This window comes from Diaphorobacter sp. JS3050, assembly GCF_013154915.1.
GTDB lineage: Bacteria > Pseudomonadota > Gammaproteobacteria > Burkholderiales > Burkholderiaceae_C > Diaphorobacter > Diaphorobacter nitroreducens.
This window is the reverse complement of sequence record NZ_CP053553.1, coordinates 976496-996436: the sequence shown is the minus strand read 5'-3', so window position 1 is coordinate 996436 and position 19941 is coordinate 976496. Positions and strand designations below refer to the sequence as shown.

The window sequence follows — 19941 nt, the reverse complement described above, 5'->3', positions numbered from 1 at the left end:
CCCCGCCCGCGCGAGTTACTTGGCGGCTACCGCTTCCGTTTTAGGAGCTGCTACCGCAGGTGTAGCCTGCTCTTCCAGCACTTTTCTTTCATAGATTTCCGACAGGGCACGCTTGTACTCGGTCGGGAAGACCTTGACGAACTTGCTGCGCGACGCGGCCCAGTTGTCCAGGATCTCCCGCGCACGCTGGCTGCCGGTCCAACGGCTGTGGTCCTCCAGCAGCTTCTTGAGCTGGGCCTCATCGGTCTGGCCGTTGTGCCAAGTCGCTGGACTGACCGTGGCCGCCTGCTCGCCCGAGGGCAGGATGCGCTCGAGCGTCACCATCGACAGGTTGCAACGCGAGTCGAAGCGTCCGTCCTCGTCATACACGTAGGCCACGCCGCCGCTCATGCCAGCGGCGAAATTGCGGCCCGTCTTGCCGAGCACGACCACCGTGCCGCCCGTCATGTACTCGCAGCCGTGGTCGCCCACGCCCTCGACCACCGCAGTGGCGCCCGACAGGCGCACCGCGAAGCGCTCGCCCGCCACGCCGGCGAAGAACGCCTCGCCGCTGGTGGCGCCGAACATCACGGTGTTGCCGACGATGGTGTTGCCCACGGCCTCACCGCGGAACTCATGGCTCGGGCGCACGATCACGCGGCCGCCCGACAGGCCCTTGCCCGTGTAGTCGTTGGCCTCGCCGGTCAGGTTCAGCGTGATGCCCTTGCACAGGAACGCGCCGAACGACTGCCCACCCGTGCCCTCGAAGTGGATGCGGATCGTGTCATCCGGCAGCCCTTCGGGATGCACCTTGGTCACGGCACCCGAGAGCATGGCGCCCACGGAGCGGTTGACGTTCTTGGCCACTTCCATGATGCGCACGCTCTCGCCGCGCTCGATGGCGGGGCGGCAGCGCTCGATGAGCTTCACGTCCAGCGACTTCTCCAGCGCATGGTCCTGCGACTCGACGTGGTAGCGCGCCACTTCCGGGCCGACGAGCGGCTGCGCGAACAGGCGCGAGAAATCCAGGCCCTGGGCCTTCCAGTGTTCAATGCCCTTGCGGGTGTCCAGCAGGTCGGTGCGGCCGATCAGCTCGTTGAAGCTGCGCACACCCAGCTGGGCCATGATCTGGCGCACTTCCTCGGCGATGAAGAAGAAGTAGTTCACCACGTGCTCGGGCTTGCCCGAGAACTTGGCGCGCAGCAGCGGGTCCTGCGTGGCCACGCCCACGGGGCAGGTGTTGAGGTGGCACTTGCGCATCATGATGCAGCCTTCGACCACCAGCGGAGCGGTCGCAAAGCCGAACTCGTCGGCACCCAGCAGCGCACCGATGACCACGTCGCGGCCGGTCTTCATCTGGCCGTCGGCCTGCACGCGAATGCGGCCGCGCAGGCGGTTGAGCACCAGGGTCTGCTGGGTCTCGGCCAGGCCGATCTCCCAGGGGCTGCCCGCGTGCTTGATGGACGACCAGGGCGAGGCGCCCGTGCCGCCGTCATGGCCTGCGATCACGACGTGGTCGCTCTTGCACTTGGCCACGCCCGCGGCGATCGTGCCCACACCCACTTCGGACACCAGCTTGACGGAGATGTCGGCATGCGGCGCGACGTTCTTCAAATCGTGGATGAGCTGGGCCAGGTCCTCGATCGAATAGATGTCGTGGTGCGGCGGCGGGCTGATGAGGCCCACGCCCGGCACGCTGTGGCGCAGTTGGCCGATGTAGTCAGATACCTTGCCGCCGGGCAGCTGGCCGCCCTCGCCAGGCTTGGCGCCCTGGGCCATCTTGATCTGGATCTGGTCGGAAGACGCCAGATACTCCGCCGTCACGCCGAAGCGGCCCGAAGCCACCTGCTTGATCTTGGAGCGCAGCGAGTCGCCATTGAGCAGCGGGATGTCGGCCTGCACCTTGTCGCTGCCGATGATGGACGACAGCGTCTCGCCCTGCTGGATCGGAATGCCCTTGAGCTCGTTGCGGTAGCGCTTGGGGTCCTCGCCGCCCTCGCCAGTGTTGCTCTTGCCGCCAATGCGGTTCATGGCCACGGCCAGGGTGGCATGGGCCTCGGTGGAGATCGACCCCAGCGACATGGCGCCGGTGGCGAAGCGCTTGACGATCTCGGACGCCGGCTCCACTTCTTCGACGGGAATGGCCTTGGCAGGATCGAACTTGAACTCGAACAGGCCGCGCAGCGTCATGTGGCGCTTGCTCTGGTCGTTGACGATCTGCGCGTATTCCTTGTATGTGTTGAAGCTGCCCGAACGCGTGGAATGCTGCAGCTTGGCGATGGCGTCGGGCGTCCACATGTGCTCCTCGCCACGGGCACGCCAGGCGTATTCGCCGCCGGCATCGAGCATGGTGGCAAGCACCGGGTCGTCGCCAAATGCGGCCAGGTGGGTGCGGATCGCTTCTTCGGCGATTTCGAAAACGCCGATCCCTTCCACGCGGCTGGCGGTGCCGGTGAAGTACTTCTGCACCGTTTCGCTGTTCAGGCCGACGCACTCGAAGAGCTGGGCGCCGCAGTAGCTCATGTAGGTGGACACGCCCATCTTGGACATGATCTTGGACAGACCTTTGCCCACCGCCTTGACGTAGTTGTAGATGGCCTTGTCGGCAGACAGATCGCCGCTGAGTTCCTGGTGCATGTCCACCAGCGTCTCCAGCGCCAGGTAGGGGTGCACGGCCTCGGCGCCATAGCCCGCGAGCACGGCGAAGTGGTGCACTTCGCGCGCCGTGCCGGTCTCCACCACCAGGCCGGCCGTGGTGCGCAGGCCCTCGCGCACCAGGTGCTGGTGGATGGCCGACAGCGCCAGCAGCGCAGGGATCGCCACCTGTGTAGCGCTCAGGTTGCGGTCGCTGATGATGAGGATGTTGGCGCCGCCCTTGATCTCATCGACGGCCTGCGCGCACAGCGAGGCCAGCTTGGCCTCCACGCCCTGCTTGCCCCAGGCCAGCGGGTAGGTGATGTCGATGGTGGCGCTCTTGAACTTGCCGTGCGTGTGCTGCTCGATCTGGCGCAGCTTGGCCATGCCCTCGAAGTCGAGGATGGGCTGGTGCAGCTCCAGGCGCATCGGGGGATTGACCTGGTTGATGTCCAGCAGGTTGGGCTTGGGACCCACGAAGCTGACCAGCGACATAACGATGGCCTCGCGGATCGGATCGATCGGCGGGTTGGTCACCTGCGCGAACATCTGGCGGAAGTAGTTGTACAGCGGCTTGTTCTTGTCCGAGAGCACGGCCAGCGGGCTGTCGTTGCCCATGGAGCCCACGCCCTCCTCGCCGTTCTTGGCCATGGGCGCCAGCAGGAACTTGATGTCCTCCTGCGTGAAACCAAACGCCTGCTGGCGGTCCAGCAGCGGCAGCGCGGACGCGGCCGGATGCACGGCCGATTCGCCCACCTTCACGTCATCGAGCTTGATGCGCAGATTCTCGATCCACTGCTTGTAGGGCTTGGTGTTGACGATGTTGGCCTTGAGCTCGTCGTCCTCGATCAGGCGGCCCTGCTCCAGGTCGATCAGCAACATCTTGCCCGGCTGCAGGCGCCATTTGCGCACGATCTTGCCGTCCGGCACGGGCAGCACGCCGGCTTCGGAGGCCAGGATCACCAGATCGTCGTCGGTCACCACGTAACGCGAGGGGCGCAGGCCGTTGCGGTCCAGCGTGGCGCCGATCTGGCGGCCATCGGTGAACACGATGGAGGCCGGGCCATCCCAGGGCTCCAGCATGGCGGCGTGGTACTCGTAGAAGGCGCGGCGGCGCTCGTCCATGGATTCGTGCTGCTCCCAGGGCTCCGGGATCATCATCATCACGGCCTGGCTGATGGGGTAGCCCGCCATGGTCAGCAGTTCCAGGCAGTTGTCGAACGTGGCCGTGTCGGACTGGCCGGCGAAGCTGATGGGATAGAGCTTCTTGAGGTCTTCGCCCAGCACGGGCGACGCCATCACGCCTTCGCGCGCCAGCATCCAGTTGTAGTTGCCGCGCACGGTGTTGATTTCACCGTTGTGGGCCACATAGCGGTAGGGGTGGGCCAACGGCCATTCGGGGAAGGTGTTGGTCGAGAAGCGCTGGTGCACCAGGCCAATGGCCGAGACGCAGCGATCATCGGCCAGGTCCTTGTAGTACACGCCCACCTGGTCGGCCAGCAGCAGGCCCTTGTAGACCACCGTGCGACTGCTCATGCTGGGCACGTAATACTCTTTGCTGTGCTTGAGCTTGAGCGCTTGGATGGCGGCGCTGGCGGTCTTGCGGATCACGTAGAGCTTGCGCTCCAGGGCGTCCTGCACGATCACGTCGGAGCCGCGGCCGATGAACACCTGGCGCAGGATGGGCTCCTTCTCGCGCACGGTGGGCGACATCGGCATGTCGCGGTTCACCGGCACGTCGCGCCAGCCCAGCAGCACCTGGCCCTCGGCCTTGATGGCGCGCTCCATCTCCTGCTCGCAGGCCAAGCGGCTGGCATGCTCTTTGGGCAGGAAGATCATGCCCACGCCGTATTCGCCGGCGGGGGGCAACTCCACGCCCTGACGCGCCATTTCCTCGCGGTAGAGCTGGTCGGGAATCTGGATCAGGATGCCCGCGCCGTCGCCCATGAGCTTGTCGGCCCCCACGGCGCCGCGGTGGTCCAGGTTCTCCAGAATCTTGAGCGCGCCGGTCACGATGTCGTGCCGCTTCACGCCCTTGATATGGGCCACGAAGCCCAGGCCACAGGCGTCGTGTTCATTGCTGGATGCATACAGGCCGTGCTGTTGCAGATGCTGGATTTCGGCAGCCTTGGTCATGGCGCGCTTCCTCAAAGATTCGCAGGGAACGCAAGCGTAGTGCAACGCAACATGGCCACGCAAGCATTTTAATCGGGGTCAGATACCGAAAAGTCCGCGCACTTTATTGGTGCTTTTTTATTAGGGACACATCAAACTCAGGAGCAGTAAAACCAGTCGTCACAATGAAAGTGCAGGCCAATTACGGTTTGGGTGGAACCACGGAAGCGGGACGCCCCGCGCGTGCTCGGGTGAGCCGACGGGGGGTCAGCTGTTGCAGAGCCTGCACAAACCCGTCATCCCCCAGGGCCCAACCGTTCAGGCCCGACTGCGTCAGTGCCGCCTGTTCGCTGGCGGAAATCCCCGCCTGCACGAGTGCGGCATAGGCCGCTTCGCGGGCAAAGGGGGTGTTGCCCAAGGCCCAGTAGAGGGCATGCGGCGTGATGAGACGATCACTGCGCAGGCCGATGTAGTGGCCGTGGCTGGACCACCGGAAGTCCGCCGCCGCTACGCACAGGCCCGCGCGCACGGGGTTGAGGTCCAGATATGCCATGCAGGGCAGCAGATAGCGCTCGGCCTGCAATACGGCGCTGCGGTAGCGCCCTTCCCATAGCGTGCCCGAACGCCCATGGCGCTGGTTGAAGCGCCGCACATAGCTGCGCCCCACGGCTTGCATCATCAGAGGCAGCGATTTGCCTTCCTGCGGCGTGGCCAGCAGGTGGAAATGGTTGTCCATGAGCACATAGGCGTGCACCGCCACCTGCTGCTGCCGCGCATGCTCGACCAGCAACGACCACATGAGCTCCCGGTCCGCGGCATCCAGGAAAATCGGCTGGCGGTTGTTGCCGCGCTGGATGATGTGGTGCGGGTAGCCAGCGAGGGCGAGGCGGGGAAGGCGGGCCATGAAACCGTCTTGGGACCGTTCAATTGCTCTTAAATCTATAGCTTCTAGCGCTTTATTGGCGGGCGCTAGAGGCTTAAATGGCTCATATCGCCACCGACCCGGCGCCATCCAGACCGAAGCGCGACCCCAGGGCCTGCGCCAACCCGAACTCTTCGAGTATGGCCGCCAGCCGCTCGCGCGCGCTGCGCTTCTTCTGGCCGGTGTAGCGCGCCAGGATCAGCTCGTTCTTCATGCTGTGCTCCCAGCCCACCAACTCCGTCACCGTGACCTGGTAGCCGCTGGCTTCCAGATGCAGGCACCGCAACACATTGGTGATCTGGCTGCCCATCTCGCGCGTGTGGATCGGGTGGCGCCACAACTCGGCCAGCGGCGTGCGCGACAGGCTCAGCGCCTTGGTGCCGCGCAAGCAGGCCGCCACCTCGGCTTGGCAACAAGGCACCAGCACCATGGCACGCGCCTGCTTTCGCAGGCCGAAGGCAATCGCATCATCAGTCGCCGTGTCGCAGGCATGCAGCGCAGTCACGATGTCAAAGCGCTCGGGCAGCTCTGCCGCGCCCGCGGCATCCGCCACCGCCATGTCCAGGAAGTGCATGCGCGCGAACCCCAAGCGCTGCGCCAATTCACGTGAACGCTGCACCAATTCCACGCGCCACTCGATACCGTAAATCTCGCCACGGCCGAGCTGCTTGAAGAACAGGTCGTAGAGAATGAAACCCAGGTAGGACTTGCCCGCGCCATGGTCGGCCAGCAGTGGCGCGTGGCCATCGGCGGAAAGCTCGGCGAGCAGTGGCTCGATGAACTGGTAGAGGTGATAGACCTGCTTGAGCTTGCGGCGCGAGTCCTGGTTGAGCCGTCCCTCGCGCGTGAGGATGTGCAGTTCCTTGAGCAATTCCACGGATTGGCCTGGCCGCAGTTCGGCCAGCACCGCAGCGTCGGCGGCGCCCGTCTGCTGCGTGCCCGACTTGGCACGCGCACTGCGGTGCGGTTGCCCGGTGGTGGTGGAGCGGCTCATACTTGCGGAGCACCCTTCGCAGCCGCGCCCTCTGGCCAGTGGGGCCCCACGTCCAGATCGGCCCATCCGGCCGCGCCCAGGCGCTCCAGCAATTCCATGTTGCGCTCGAAGATCTCTTGCGCCTCGGGAAACACTTCCACCGCGCGGTCGATGCTTTCCTCGCGCAGCAAATGCAGCGTGGGATAAGGCGCGCGGTTGGTGCAGTTGGTCACATCGTCAGCGAGGGTGCCCTCGAACTGGAAGTGCGGGTGGAACGACGCAACCTGCAGGATGCCCGCCAGGTCCATGGATTCGACGAGCTCGTCGGCCAACTCCAGGAAGTCGTTGAAATCCAGAAAGTCCGGCATGGCCAGCGGCGCGATGAGCAGCGTGGTGTCCCGCTTTTCGGGAGAGGCTTCGGCCAGCGCCTCCAACTCGGCAGCCAGGTCTTGCAACAGTTCACGCGCATCCGTGGCATGGCTCACCACGTAATGGATCTGGTCCTTCACATGCACGCTTTTGGCGAACGGGCACAGGTTGAGTCCGATGACGGCACGCTCGAGCCAGCGCACCATGTCCGCCACCACCACGTTGTCATCGCAGGCGGCTGCATCCTCGCGGGGCTGGTCGGGCATAGGGCTAGCAGGCCGTTGAAAAAGTGCTTTTCGAACGCATCAGGGACGCTGAGTGCGAAGACACGAGCTGCCCAGACGCGTCTGCGCAGCGATTGCAACGGCCCATCTGGCCGGTTTGCAGGCCCTCCCGCCCATTTCGGGCGCACGTATCCCTGGGCTCACGCATGATGCGCGTCCCACCAGCCGCCGATGCTGCCCATTCGCACAAGGTTGTAGGTGGCAAAGCACAGCAGCGCCTGGCCCGTGAGCTTGGCCTGACCGATCAGCTTGGTCTTTGCCAGACCACCGACGGTCTTGATCCAGCCAAAGGCCTCTTCGATGCGCTTGCGCACCTTCAGGCTGGTCTTGTAGCCCTCGTGCCGTGTCACTCGCGCATCCACCGCCGAGTGTTTGTCCTTGGCCGCCACGTGGGGCGTGACTTTGAGCTTTCTGCAGCCTTTGATGAAGGCCTTGCTGTCGTAGCCCTTGTCGGCACCGACCGTGGCCCGTTTGTTCCTGTTGCCCCGACGCTCCAACATGGCCAGCGCCGCCTCGCGCTCGGCCGTGCCGCTGGCGTGGGTGATCTCGACATCCACGATCAGCCCGTTGCGGTTCTCCATGAGGATGTGCCCCATGTGGCACAGGCGGGATTTGTCGCCCTGGCTCTTCTTGAACAGCCGGGCATCGGCGTCCGTGGTGCTCTCGTGGGTGTCGTTGCAGCGCTCCTGCCCCTTGAAGTCCACCTCGGGGTTGCGCCCAGGCGGCGTGCCGCTGTCGTCGTCTTTGCGCTTGAAGCTCTTGTGCGAGGCCCAGGCGTCAATGAGCGTGCCGTCCACGCTGAAGTGCTCGTCGCTGGCGAGCTTGCCCCACTGGGCACTGAGCTTGACGCGCTCGAAGAAGGCGCGGGCGAGGTCTTCGTTGAACAGACGTTCGCGGTTGGCGCTGAAAGTGGAGTGGTCCCAGACCTTGTCTTCGATGTTCAGGCCCACGAACCAGCGGTACAGCAGGTTGTAGTTGATCGCTTCGACCAACTGGCGCTCGCTGCGGATGGAGAACAGGATCTGCAGCAGCAAGGCCTTGAGCAGCATCTCCGGTGGCACCGATGGGCGGCCACGGCGGGCGTACACCGCTTCGAACTCGCGGTTCATGGTTGCCAGCAGCGCATCAACCACCGCGCGCAACTTGCGCAGCGGGTGTGCCTGCGGCACGCGCTCTTCAAGGCTGATGTAGCTGAACATCGCCCCCTGGAAATCTTGACTGCCTCTCATCGTCCTCGTCTGGGTCGTTCACCGATGGCTTCAGATCGTAGCGGCCAACGCGGGCGTCGGCGGGGGATTTTTCAACGGCCTGCTAGTGTGGTGTCTCAAAAGTAATCATCAAATAATGGTACTCGCTGCCCGCGCCACAGATGCCAAGATGGTGTCCGCACTTTTATGCCACACGAACGGCTTGGGATCCTCGTTGTGACGATCAATGTATTCCCGTATGGATTGCTCCAGCTGAGCAACGCTGGTGTGGGCGCTGCGCTTGATCCACTGCTCGCTGATCTGGCTAAAGAAACGCTCGACCAGATTGAGCCAGGACGCTGAGGTGGGCGTGAAGTGAACGTGGTAGCGAGGATGGGCTGCTAGCCAGGCCCGCACTGCCTGCGTCTTGTGCGTGCCGTAGTTGTCCATGATCAGGTGGATGTCTTGTTCGCCAGGCACCGCTGCATCGATGGCTTTGAGGAACTGCAGGAATTCCACACTGCGGTGACGGCGCTTGAGCTGTCCTATGACTTTGCCAGTGGCCACATCCAGCGCTGCAAACAGCGACGTTGTGCCATGGCGCTTGTAATCGTGCGTGCGCGTGCTGGGTTTGCCAAACGTCAGTGGTAACCCTGGTTGGGTGCGATCCAGAGCCTGGATCTGGCTCTTCTCGTCCACGCACAGCACCAAGGCGCGATCGGGTGGTGCCATATACAGCCCCACCACATCCCGTACCTTGTCCACGAAATGGGGATCCGTCGATAGCTTGAAGGTTTCTTGCAGGTGCGGCTTCAGCCCAAAGGCATGCCAGATGCGCTGCACCGTCGCGGGCGATACGCCAGCGTGCCGACTCATCTGGCGCACGCTCCAGTGCGTGGCGTTGTCAGGCTTGCTCTGGCGAACCTTGTCCACAATGAGCTGAACCTGCTCGTCGCCCACACTGCGCGGGCGGCCAGCGCGCGGGCATCGGTCAAACCCGCCAGACGATACGCCCGGTAGCGCCGCCGCCACTTGGAGACAGTTTGCACCGTCGTGCCCAAGCGTTGGGCAATCATGGTGCCCGACTCCCCATCTGCGCAGCCCAGCACGATTCGCATGCGCAGCTTCTCGTCCTCGGGCGCTTTGCGTACGCGCAGTCGCGCATGCAGCTCTGCGCGCTCGGCATCGGTGATCTGCAGCTTCGTGGCGGGGCGTCCAGGGTGGGCCATCAGCGTAGTCTCCTATAAGGAAGCTGATTCGACCAACACCGGTCAAAATAGTTCTATCTATTTTTGAGACACCACACTAGTGGTCATGGCGGGCGTGGTCTGAAGAGGGCTCGCATTGTATGTCTCTGCCCTGGCGCACAGGCGGACCGGGGCTGGCGCGTCAGGCCAGCAAGCGCTGACCGGTCAAGCGTTCGTGCTCTCGGGCGGCGAACCGGTCGGTCATGCCTGCGATGAAATCCGCCACCGTGCGCGCACGGCGTGCATCGTCGCCATCCAACGCCCAGCCGGCCTGCGCCGGTGGCATTTGCCGCGGGTCCGCCTGGTAGATGGCGAACAGGTCGCGCACCACCTGACGGGCACGGTCCGTGGTCTGCATAACCTGGGGATGGCGGTACAGCGACTGGAACAGGAACCGCTTGAGCACCTGCGACTGCGCGCGCATGGCCTGCGAGAAGCCGACCAGGGCAGGCAGCCGGCGCACCGCTTCCACATCAGCGGGCGCATGCTCTGCCAGCGCTGCGCGCGTGGCATCGATCACGTCGTACACCTGCTCGCTGAGCATGCGACGGATGGCCTCGCTCAGCAAACGGCGCCGCCCTTCGGACTGCGCGAGATGCGGGTAGTCGTTCTGCGCTTGCGCGCGGTAGCGGTCGAACAGCGGTACGTCGCGCAACTGCTCCAGCGTAATCAGGCCCGAGCGCACACCATCATCAATGTCGTGGGCGTTGTAGGCAATCTCATCGGCCAGGTTGCACAGCTGCGCCTCCAGACTCGGCTGCTGGCCGAGGAGGAAACGCCGCCCCACACCGCCGGGTTCGCGCGCCTCCAATTGCTCGGCGTTGCGCCGCGAGCAGTGCTTGAGGATGCCCTCGCGCGTCTCGTAGGTCAGGTTGATGCCATCGTAGGCGGGGTAGCGGTCTTCCAGCGTGTCCACCACACGCAGGCTCTGCAGGTTGTGCTCGAAGCCTCCATGGTCCGCCATGCACTCGTTGAGCGCATCCTGCCCTGCATGGCCGAATGGCGTATGTCCCAGGTCGTGCGCCAGGCAAATGGCCTCGACAAGGTCTTCGTTCAGCCTCAGCGACCGCGCGATGGAGCGCCCCAACTGCGCAACCTCCAGTGAATGCGTGAGCCGCGTACGGAACAGATCGCCCTCATGGTTGAGGAATACCTGGGTCTTGTAGACCAGCCGCCGGAACGCGGTGGAATGCACGATGCGGTCGCGGTCCCGCTGGTATTCCGTACGCGTAGGCGCCGGCGCCTCGGGATGGCGCCTGCCCTGGGTGCGCGCCGAGTGACAGGCATAAGATGCCAAATGCGTCTCAAGCACCAAACAGCCCCATAACGCCCACCAGACAAGCGCAATAAGCTATTATTTTTACAGCAAACATTAGGACGCACAGCACTGGTCGATGACTTCGCGCACCAGCGCATCCGGCGCGGCGCGCATGATGGCTTTGCCGGGTCCGTCGATCAGCACGAAGCGGATCTCACCGCCTTCTGCCTTCTTGTCCACGCGCATGAGTTCCAGATAGCGCCCCGCATTGTCCTGCGCGTCAAGCACCGGCCCCCGTGTGGGCAGACCGGCGCGCTCGATCAGGCGCGTCAGGCGTTCAACGAAAGAGCCGTCCACCAAACCCAGCCGCTGCGATAGATGCGCGGCCATCACCATGCCTGCGGCAACCCCTTCGCCATGCAGCCACACGCCGTAGCCCATGCCCGCCTCGATGGCATGGCCAAAGGTATGGCCGAAATTCAAAATGGCACGCAGCCCGGCTTCGCGTTCATCCGCGCCTACCACCGCCGCCTTGATCTCGCAGCTGCGCTTGACCACATGGGCCAGCGCGCCGCGCTCCCGCGCGACGAGCGCGTCCATGTGGGCCTCGAGCCAGGCAAACAACTCCATGTCTGCGATTGGCCCGTACTTGATCACCTCGGCCAGGCCCGCCGCCAACTCGCGCGCCGGCAAAGTGTCCAACGTGTCCAGATCACATACCACCAACTGAGGCTGATAGAACGCGCCGATCATGTTCTTACCCAGCGGATGGTTGATGGCAGTCTTGCCGCCCACCGACGAATCCACTTGTGCCAGCAATGTGGTGGGCACCTGCACGAAGGGCACGCCGCGCATGTAGCACGCCGCGGCGAAACCGGTCATGTCGCCGATGACGCCGCCGCCCAGCGCGAATAAAACCGTCCTACGGTCGCAGCCGTGCTTCAGCAGACCGTCAAAGATCAGATTCAGCGTATGCCAATCCTTGTGTGATTCGCCATCTGGCAAGACAACTTCGTGCAGCTGCGCATATTGCATCCGCAGGGCATTCCGCAATCTCTGCGCATACAACGGTGCAACCGAGGTATTGCTGACAATGAGCGCGGCGTACGCTGCGGGCAAGCCCTTGTAGGTGCCTGCATTCTCCAGCAGACCGTTGCCGATATAGATGGCGTAGCCCCGATCCCCTAGTTCGATCTGTACCGTAGCCATCTTTGCCATACATGCCACTCCATCTACCCAATAAAAACAGGGGGTGAACCACCCCCTGTCGAACCAACTGAACACGTGCCTCAGCGTACCGGCCCGCGATCTGTGATGACCTTCGGAGTAATAAACACCAGCATCTCCCGCTTGGTGGACTCCTTCGTTCTATTTTTGAATAGATTCCCGACCACGGGAACGTCACCCAAGACAGGTATTTTGTTCTCTTGGTTGGTCTCTTCCATCTCAAAAATACCCCCGATCACGACGGTGCCGCCGTTCTCGATCAACACTTGGGTCTTGACGTGCTTAGTATCGATGGCCACCCCCTGCGTGGTGGTCTCTCCTCGACTGTCCTTGTTGACGTCCAGATCAAGAATGATGTTGCCCTCAGGGGTGATCTGAGGCGTCACTTCCAGTTTCAATACGGCTTTCTTGAAGGCGATGGTTGTCGCACCGTTCGGAGCGGTAACCGAATAAGGATATTCCGTCCCCTGTTCGATAAGCGCCTTGGTCTGATCAGCCGTAATTAAACGCGGACTGGAAACGATCTTGCCCTGTCCATCCGCTTCCATCGCAGATAACTCCAGAGAGAGGAAGCGACTGGCGTTGGAATTGAAGATCGACAATGCGAATGATCCAACAGTGGAGACCCCTGATAAAGATGCAGGCAGGCTAACGAACGGTGACATGCCACTCCCCCCGGTGGGGCCGGCCACATTATCGTAGGTACCGCCAACTGCACTTCCGCCCGTGCGCGACCCTCCTCCCAGTCGCACCCCCAAGGAACGACCAAACGTATCCCGCGCTTCCACGATACGCGCCTCGATCATCACCTGCCGCACCGGTACATCAAGCGTCGCCAACAACTGGCGAACTTCTTCAAGTTTGGCCGAAGTATCCGTAACAAATAGCTGATTGGTGCGCGGCTCCGAGATTGCACTCCCGCGATCCGACAGGAATCGATTGGAGTAACCGCTCGTGGACGATCCACCCTGACTGCTCATGGTCAGTTGGGTGACCATGTCGGCGGCTTTTGCATAATTCAATTGGAAAGCCTGGGTTCGCAAAGGCTCCAGTTTCTGAATCGCTAAAGCGGCTTCGTAATCCTTCTTCGTGCGCTCGTCTATTTCGTCTTTGGGCGCGATCCACAGTACCGTGCCAGACTTGCGCATACCAAGCCCCTTTGCGTCCATGATGATCTGGAGAGCCTGATCCCAGGGAACATCCTTCAGCCGCAAGGTCAAAGCACCAGTAACAGTGTCCGATGTGACAATATTGAAATTAGTAAAATCCGCAATCACTTGCAGCAACGAACGAACTTCAATATTTTGAAAATTCAGAGAGAGTTTCTCTCCAGAATATGCAGGACCTTGTGTCAATTTAGTCAAATCAACCTTCTTCGGCCGCACCTCGACTACAAACTGATTATCACTTTGATAAGCGCTATGCTCCCATTCACCAACAGGGTCAATTGTCAGACGCACACGCTCACCCTGTTGTGATGCAGTAATGGTTTGCACGGGTGTACCGAAGTCAGAAACGTCCAATTTGCGGCGCAGGCCTTCGGGCAATGATGAACGCAGGAAATCAACAATCAGCCCCTTACCCTGCTGCTGCAAATCGACGCCCACCTGATTGTTAGGCAACCCAACAACAATACGACCGGCCCCATCTGCTCCACGTCGAAAATCAAGATCCTTCAGCGGCAAATTGTCAATATTTTGACTTTCTGCGAATGTCGTCACCTGAGGAGGAGGCATCTTTACAGCCGAGGACGCAGCATCCAACAGCACCAGGACTGTCTTGCCTTGCAACTCTGCGCGGTAAGAAGTGGGCTGCTTGAGATTCAAAACTACACGTGCCCGCGCTCCTGCTTGCACAATGTTGGCAGACTTGATATTCCCCTGATTGATATCTATTGATGAGCGCCCGGTCCCATTGCTCACTCCAGGAAAGTCCAGTGCAATGCGCGCAGGGTTTTGGATAGAAAACCCAGTGGGCAATTCTGCTTGCGGCTCAGAAAATTCAATCCGCAGAACTTCGGCACCACCTTGCAAAAAAACAGAGATGGAATCAATAGATCCGCGAGCTTGCGCCACAGACACCGTCAGCGCAGCCACAACTGCGGCTCCCAACATCCGCCAGTACGCGTGTAAACGAAGCTTCTCTTGAATCATTTCTTCACCTCATTCCCCTCTTGCAGATCCAGTGTTGTCATACGCTCTACCCAATCGCCCGTCGGATCTTGGACAATCTCTCGCAGGCGCATATTGGTCTCGGTAATACCGACGATTTTCCCGTAGTTTTGTCCTAGATAGTTACCCGCCCGGACTTGATACAGCAACTTATCGACACTGATCAATGCGGTAGGTATACCTGCCTTATTCATGCTCCCCACCATCCGGATTGCATCGAGCGGATATGCCTCCAACGGCTCCTTCCGCCTTGCCATCTCCGGGGCAATCAGGGAAGCATTAGCCGCTGATTCCGCCGAGTCCCGCCGCAAAGCCAATGTCAGTTTCATTGAATTGAACGGATCAATACCACTATCCGAAACATAATCTTGAGGAAAGAATTGCTTAGGCTCTTTCAGCGGGGTAATACGCGGCTTGGTTGTTGCGCGCAATTCCGACATCCACTGACGAAGCTCTTCTTCCCCGCTGGGTCCGCATCCCGCCAGCGCAAAGACAGCACTCAAGGCAATCAGGGCAGTAATCCGCTTCATTTCTTACCCCCCTTAGCCGCCTTCTGCGCCTGTATTTCCTCAGGATCCAGATAACGGAACGTTCTTGCTGTCGCCTCAAGCGTCAAATTGCCGGCTGCATCCTTTGAAATAGGAGTAATTGCCAAATTGTTCAAAGTAACAATGCGGGATAAGTTGGCCACATCTGAGGCAAAAGCACCCATGTCGTGGTACTTCCCTGCCACGCGAATAGCAATAGGCAGCTCAGCGTAATAGTCCTTGACCACTATTTGCCCGGGCCTAAACAATTCAAATTGCAGACTCCGCCCAAGCCCCGCCTGGTTGATATCAGAGAGCAGAGCAGACATTTCCGCCTTGCTAGGCAGTTGCTTTTCCAATTGAATCACATACTGCTGAATCTGTTCTCGTTGTTTTTTTAACGCTTCCAGACTGACCGCCTTAACCAGTTTTTTCTGGTAATCCTCCCGAAGCGTCTGCTCAGTATTCCGCTCGGCCGTCAGTTCTTGCTCATACTCAGTCAACTTAAAGAACCAAAGAAAGGTGGCGACGCCCGCAGCGATGAGTGCACAAAGCAATGCACGGGGCAACACTGGCCATAAAGAAGGATCTTTAGGATCTAAGTTGTGAAACTGCCGTTGCAGATCACCCTGCAGCTTTGCGAAATCAAGTTTTGGCTTATTCTTTTTTGCCATGTTACTTCCTCGCAGCCACGGCACTGGCGGCCTCCATCGCCTTCTGCGCTTCGGCGCTTCGCACCAGCCGGAAACGCAGATTAAAAGAGGCAACCCGACGCTGGTCCTTTGGAGTTAAGGCAACATTTGCTGCGACGATTTCCACCAATTCAGGCTTCGAAAACCATGGGGTATTGTTGGCAAGATTGCGCAGCATTTCAGAGACGCGCTCATTAGACTGAGCCATACCCTGCATAGTTACAGTTTGATCTATTTGCTTCAAACTGGTGATATAGACACCATCAGGTAATTGCGCCACCAATTCATTGAGGAGGTGCACAGGCAAATTTCGATCAGATTGCAAGTCCTCTACTGCTTTCTGCCGCGCTTGTAGAGCTGCAATTTCTTCTTCAATAGTCGCGATTTCCTTGATTTGTCCCTCAAGGACTCCGATTTCGCTTCGAAGAAAATTATTACGATCCTGCTGATCGGTAATCATCGCTTGAAACCACCAATAAATAGCCGCAGCAATGGCAAGCCCCACCAATGCAGAAGCGAGCATGACGGCTTGAAACGCCTCCCGCCTGCGTTTACGAGCAGCCTCCCGATGCGGGAGTAGGTTGATAAGAATCACTGCAGGAACCTCCGCATTGCCAGCCCACAGGAGGTCAAGTAAGACGGGGCCTCGCGCACCATCTTTTTGAGGCGGACACCCCTACCTACTTCCATGCCATCAAAGGGGTTGATGACGCTGCACGCAAACCCCGTGTTCTGAATGACAGACTCCGTCAAGCCGGGCAGAGGGGCAGATCCGCCTGCGAGCATGATGTGATCCACGCGGTTGTATGGTGTACTCGTAAAGAAGAACTGCAGCGCGCGGCTGATTTCCTGAGCGAGACTGTCCACGAAGGGGCGCAGGACAGCAGATTGATAGTCTTCAGGCAAGTCGCCATTGCGCTTCTTGCCCTCTGCTTCTTCTTGTGAAAACCCATATTGGCGCACGATCAACTGGGTCAACTGCGCACCACCAAAAGCTTGGTCGCGTTCATACAAGACATCGTCATTCCGAATGACCTGCATGCTCGTCGTCATTGCCCCCACCTCAAAGAGGGCAACGACCGCATCGACGCCCCGATTGGGCAACCCTTCAATCAGCCGCCCTGCTGCCAAGCGTGCCGCATGCGACTCAATGTCGACGATCACGGGCTTCAGTCCAGCCGCCTCCGCGAGGCCTTGACGATCTTGTACCTTCTCTTTGCGAGAGGCCGCAATCAGCACGTCGACATCGCCTGGCGCGCTCTTGCTGGGGCCCACCACGCAGAAGTCGAGGCTCACCTCGTCCAGCGAAAAAGGAATGTACTGGTTGGCTTCGGATTCCACCTGCACTTCCAGTTCCTGCTCGGACATCCCGCCGGGCAGCGTGATGCGTTTGGTGATCACAGCAGAGGATGGCAATGCAAGGGCGACATTCTTGGTTTTGGTCCCGCTCTTCTTCACAACGCGACGCAACGCCTCGGCGACTTCATCGAACTTTTCGATGTTGCCATCCGTGATCCACCCACGCTCCAGTTGCTCGATTGCACAGCACTCGAGAACCAGCGCCCCTCCCTTATCTCGTCCCAACTCCACCAGCTTGACGCTGGAAGAGCTGATGTCCACACCCAGCAATGGGGCAGACTGACGACTGAACAACGACCCCATTGAGATCAAGGTGCCCCTCCGCTACTTATATCTATATGACGCAACAAAACTTAACACTTCACATGAATGCTATCAGTAAGGTTCTTCACCAGCCAAGAGTTTTACCTTTCTCACACAAAAGCGGCGTTGTCAAAAGCAGACGATTTTCAGGTGCTATCGCTAATCGTCGGCCCCATTTTTCGCGCGCTGACCAAGGCAAGGCGCCCCAGCCAAGCCGAAACGCCAAGATTTTTATAATGACGGGTTGCCTCGTATCGAGACCCTATGCCACAGCCTCCCGACAGAACATCTTCCCCGCCCACATCCTCAATGCCACGCGCCGTGCGCTGGCTTCTGCTGGGGTTCACGTGGATCCTCGGCCTGGGCGTCGCCGCAACGTTGACCGGTGCTCTCGCCATCGGACTGGGCCTTGCGGTGGCCTATCCCAATCTGCCTGATGTGTCCGATCTGGCGGACTACCGCCCTAAGCTACCCCTGCGGGTGTACTCCGCAGAAGGCGCATTGTTGGGAGAGTTCGGTGAGGAGCGGCGCAACTTGACGCCTATCCAGGACATCCCCCCTGTGATGACCAATGCAGTGTTGGCGATCGAAGACGCACGCTTCTTCCAGCACGGGGGCGTGGACTACAAAGGGGTGTTGCGCGCTGCGCTGGCCAATCTGGGACGCGTAAAAAGCCAGGGGGCTTCCACTATTACCATGCAAGTGGCGCGAAATGTTTATCTTTCTTCCGAAAAAACATTCACCAGAAAAATTTACGAAATATTACTCACATTTAAGCTTGAGCATCTGTTAACAAAAAACCAGATTCTCGAGATCTACATGAACCAGATTTATCTGGGGAATCGCGCGTATGGATTTGCAGCAGCCGCAGAAACCTATTTTGGCAAGCCGCTGAAGTCCATATCCATTGCCGAAGCAGCCATGCTTGCTGGCCTTCCGAAAGCCCCATCCGCTTACAACCCCATCTCCAACCCCAAGCGCGCAAGGATCCGGCAGCTGTACATCATTGATCGCATGCTGGAAAACGGCTTCATCACTGCCGAGGAAGCCACTGCTGCAAAGCAAGAAGATCTCAAGCTGCGCTCGTCGACGGATTCGACCCGTATCCATGCGGAGTACGTGGCCGAGATGGCGCGTCAACTCATCTACGCGCAGTACGGCCCCGAGGCATACACGCGCGGATTGAATGTGTACACCACGCTGAATGCCGGCGAGCAGGAGACAGCCTACACCGCGTTGCGCAAAGGCATCATGGACTACGAGCGCCGACAGCACTATCGCGGGCCTGAGCGGTTTGTCAGCCTGCCCTCCGCGTCTGAGGAGACCGAAGACGCCATCGACGACGCTCTGGCCAACCACCCGGATAACGGCAATGTGCTCGCCGCGGTCGTGCTGGAGGTCAACGCCAAGAGGATTCTGGCGGCCCGCGCCGATGGCGAACAGATCGAGATCACGGGCGAAGGCCTCAAGCCAGCGCAGTCCGGACTCAGCGAGAAAGCCCCGCCCAACATCAAACTGCGCCGGGGCGCGGTCATCAGGGTCGTACAAACACCCAAGAAGACTTGGGAAATCACCCAGCTTCCTGAGGTGGAAGGTGCTTTCGTGGCCATCGATCCGCGTTCCGGTGCCATCCGTGCCCTGGTGGGCGGCTTTGACTTCGACAAGAACAAGTTCAACCATGTCACCCAGGCCTGGCGCCAGCCAGGTTCGGCGTTCAAGCCGTTCATCTACTCCGCCGCTCTGGAAAAGGGCTTCACACCTGCCACGGTGATCAACGACGCTCCCCTGTTCTTCAGTGCGGGCGTGACAGGCGGGCAACCCTGGGAGCCCAAGAACTACGATGGCAAGTACGACGGTCCCATGACCATGCGCGCAGGGCTTGCCCGCTCCAAGAACGTCGTTTCCATTCGCATCCTGCAGGCTGTCGGCCCCAAGAACGGGCAGGACTGGGTGACCCGTTTCGGATTCGAAGCCGACAAGCATCCCCCCTATCTGACGATGGCGCTGGGCGCAGGCTCTGTCACCCCGATGCAGCTTGCTTCGGCCTACGCGGTGTTTGCCAACGGCGGCTACCGCATCAACCCCTATCTCATCACCCGTGTCACGGACCACAAGGGACGCATCCTGTCGGATTTCCAACCTCCCGCCGTCACAGACAACCCCCGCGCCATTGAGCCACGCAACGCGTTCATCATGAACAGCATGCTTCAGGAAGTCGCGCGCTCCGGCACGGCGGCACGTGCACAGGCCACGCTCAAACGCCCCGATATCTATGGCAAGACAGGAACGACCAATGACGCAGTCGATGCGTGGTTTGCGGGCTTCCAGCCCACGCTGGCGGCTGTGACGTGGATCGGTTACGACACGCCGCGCAACCTCGGAAGCCGTGAGACCGGTGGCGGACTCAGTCTGCCGGTCTGGATCAGCTTCATGGAAAAAGCGCTTAAGGGCGTCCCTGTGGCAGAGCCCACCGTGCCCGCTGGCGTCGTGAACGTGAGTGGCGAATGGTTCTACGAAGAATATGCACGCAACGCGGGCGTCGCCAGTGTGGGTATGGAGAGCGCCACTCCCACCGACGGTGCGCCGGCTCCGGGAACACCGCCTCCACCCGAAGAGCGCAACCGCATCCTCGACCTATTCCGTAATTAATGAAGAGGCGGGCCTGTGCGCCCGCGCAATCATTTGCGCAGCCCT

13 protein-coding genes and 1 pseudogene are annotated in these 19941 nt (G+C 60.5%); 1 reads left to right on the top strand and 13 read right to left on the bottom strand.

The features are described 5' to 3' along the window. Nucleotides 1–15: 15 nt before the first annotated feature. The 13 genes and pseudogenes from HND92_RS04890 to HND92_RS04830 form a co-directional block, all read right to left on the bottom strand. On the bottom strand, nucleotides 16–4749 hold the full coding sequence (locus tag HND92_RS04890; protein ID WP_172206256.1) for a glutamate synthase-related protein: 4734 nt from the start codon (nucleotides 4747–4749) through the stop codon (nucleotides 16–18). Nucleotides 4750–4930: 181 nt separating this feature from the next. Further along, nucleotides 4931–5632, bottom strand: a complete 702-nt coding sequence (locus tag HND92_RS04885) for a transposase (RefSeq protein WP_172206254.1) — start codon at nucleotides 5630–5632, stop codon at nucleotides 4931–4933. 82 nt (nucleotides 5633–5714) lie between these two features. Then, a complete protein-coding gene (locus HND92_RS04880; protein ID WP_253940105.1) occupies nucleotides 5715–6644 on the bottom strand; it encodes an SAM-dependent methyltransferase in 930 nt (309 codons plus the stop codon). Continuing rightward, complete coding sequence (locus HND92_RS04875; RefSeq protein WP_172206252.1) at nucleotides 6641–7258, bottom strand: DUF1415 domain-containing protein; 618 nt, start codon at nucleotides 7256–7258, stop codon at nucleotides 6641–6643. Before HND92_RS04875 ends, HND92_RS04880 begins: the two co-directional genes overlap by 4 nt. Nucleotides 7259–7416: 158 nt before the next feature. Then, complete coding sequence (locus tag HND92_RS04870; protein WP_011803559.1) at nucleotides 7417–8505, bottom strand: IS5-like element ISDisp1 family transposase; 1089 nt, start codon at nucleotides 8503–8505, stop codon at nucleotides 7417–7419. 108 nt (nucleotides 8506–8613) lie between these two features. Further along, nucleotides 8614–9692: pseudogene (locus HND92_RS04865) on the bottom strand (IS630 family transposase). Between the two features lie 160 nt (nucleotides 9693–9852). Continuing rightward, the gene (locus HND92_RS04860; RefSeq protein ID WP_371814853.1) at nucleotides 9853–11007 is read right to left on the bottom strand and encodes a deoxyguanosinetriphosphate triphosphohydrolase; all 1155 of its coding nucleotides are present in this window, start codon (nucleotides 11005–11007) and stop codon (nucleotides 9853–9855) included. 75 nt (nucleotides 11008–11082) lie between these two features. Next, a complete protein-coding gene (aroB, locus tag HND92_RS04855) occupies nucleotides 11083–12186 on the bottom strand; it encodes a 3-dehydroquinate synthase (RefSeq protein ID WP_011804186.1) in 1104 nt (367 codons plus the stop codon). Nucleotides 12187–12257: 71 nt separating this feature from the next. Further along, nucleotides 12258–14348: a type IV pilus secretin PilQ gene (pilQ, locus tag HND92_RS04850; protein ID WP_011804185.1), complete on the bottom strand. Its 2091-nt coding sequence runs from the start codon at nucleotides 14346–14348 to the stop codon at nucleotides 12258–12260. Continuing rightward, a complete protein-coding gene (locus HND92_RS04845) occupies nucleotides 14345–14896 on the bottom strand; it encodes a pilus assembly protein PilP (RefSeq protein WP_011804184.1) in 552 nt (183 codons plus the stop codon). The genes pilQ and HND92_RS04845 overlap by 4 nt, the downstream gene beginning before the upstream one ends. Continuing rightward, on the bottom strand, nucleotides 14893–15567 hold the full coding sequence (locus HND92_RS04840) for a type 4a pilus biogenesis protein PilO (RefSeq protein WP_011804183.1): 675 nt from the start codon (nucleotides 15565–15567) through the stop codon (nucleotides 14893–14895). Before HND92_RS04840 ends, HND92_RS04845 begins: the two co-directional genes overlap by 4 nt. A 1-nt stretch (nucleotide 15568) precedes the next feature. After that, nucleotides 15569–16180, bottom strand: a complete 612-nt coding sequence (locus tag HND92_RS04835; protein WP_135149653.1) for a PilN domain-containing protein — start codon at nucleotides 16178–16180, stop codon at nucleotides 15569–15571. After that, the gene (locus HND92_RS04830; protein WP_371814852.1) at nucleotides 16177–17256 is read right to left on the bottom strand and encodes a pilus assembly protein PilM; all 1080 of its coding nucleotides are present in this window, start codon (nucleotides 17254–17256) and stop codon (nucleotides 16177–16179) included. The genes HND92_RS04835 and HND92_RS04830 overlap by 4 nt, the downstream gene beginning before the upstream one ends. 300 nt (nucleotides 17257–17556) lie before the next feature. On the opposite strand from HND92_RS04830, the gene HND92_RS04825 reads away from it, so the two are divergent. Then, nucleotides 17557–19896, top strand: coding sequence for a penicillin-binding protein 1A (locus HND92_RS04825; protein WP_370567812.1), 2340 nt, complete (start codon nucleotides 17557–17559; stop codon nucleotides 19894–19896). Nucleotides 19897–19941 lie beyond the last annotated feature (45 nt).

Excerpts from the sequence above, each read along its gene's own strand:
- HND92_RS04840 (WP_011804183.1), bottom strand. The coding sequence starts at position 15,567 with ATGGCAAAAAAGAATAAGCCAAAACTTGATTTCGCAAAGCTGCAGGGT.
- HND92_RS04875 (WP_172206252.1), bottom strand. The coding sequence starts at position 7,258 with ATGCCCGACCAGCCCCGCGAGGATGCAGCCGCCTGCGATGACAACGTG.
- HND92_RS04825 (WP_370567812.1), top strand. The coding sequence starts at position 17,557 with ATGCCACGCGCCGTGCGCTGGCTTCTGCTGGGGTTCACGTGGATCCTC.
- HND92_RS04885 (WP_172206254.1), bottom strand. The coding sequence starts at position 5,632 with ATGGCCCGCCTTCCCCGCCTCGCCCTCGCTGGCTACCCGCACCACATC.
- aroB (WP_011804186.1), bottom strand. The coding sequence starts at position 12,186 with ATGGCAAAGATGGCTACGGTACAGATCGAACTAGGGGATCGGGGCTAC.
- HND92_RS04870 (WP_011803559.1), bottom strand. The coding sequence starts at position 8,505 with ATGAGAGGCAGTCAAGATTTCCAGGGGGCGATGTTCAGCTACATCAGC.
- pilQ (WP_011804185.1), bottom strand. The coding sequence starts at position 14,348 with ATGATTCAAGAGAAGCTTCGTTTACACGCGTACTGGCGGATGTTGGGA.
- HND92_RS04880 (WP_253940105.1), bottom strand. The coding sequence starts at position 6,644 with ATGAGCCGCTCCACCACCACCGGGCAACCGCACCGCAGTGCGCGTGCC.
- HND92_RS04890 (WP_172206256.1), bottom strand. The coding sequence starts at position 4,749 with ATGACCAAGGCTGCCGAAATCCAGCATCTGCAACAGCACGGCCTGTAT.
- HND92_RS04845 (WP_011804184.1), bottom strand. The coding sequence starts at position 14,896 with ATGAAGCGGATTACTGCCCTGATTGCCTTGAGTGCTGTCTTTGCGCTG.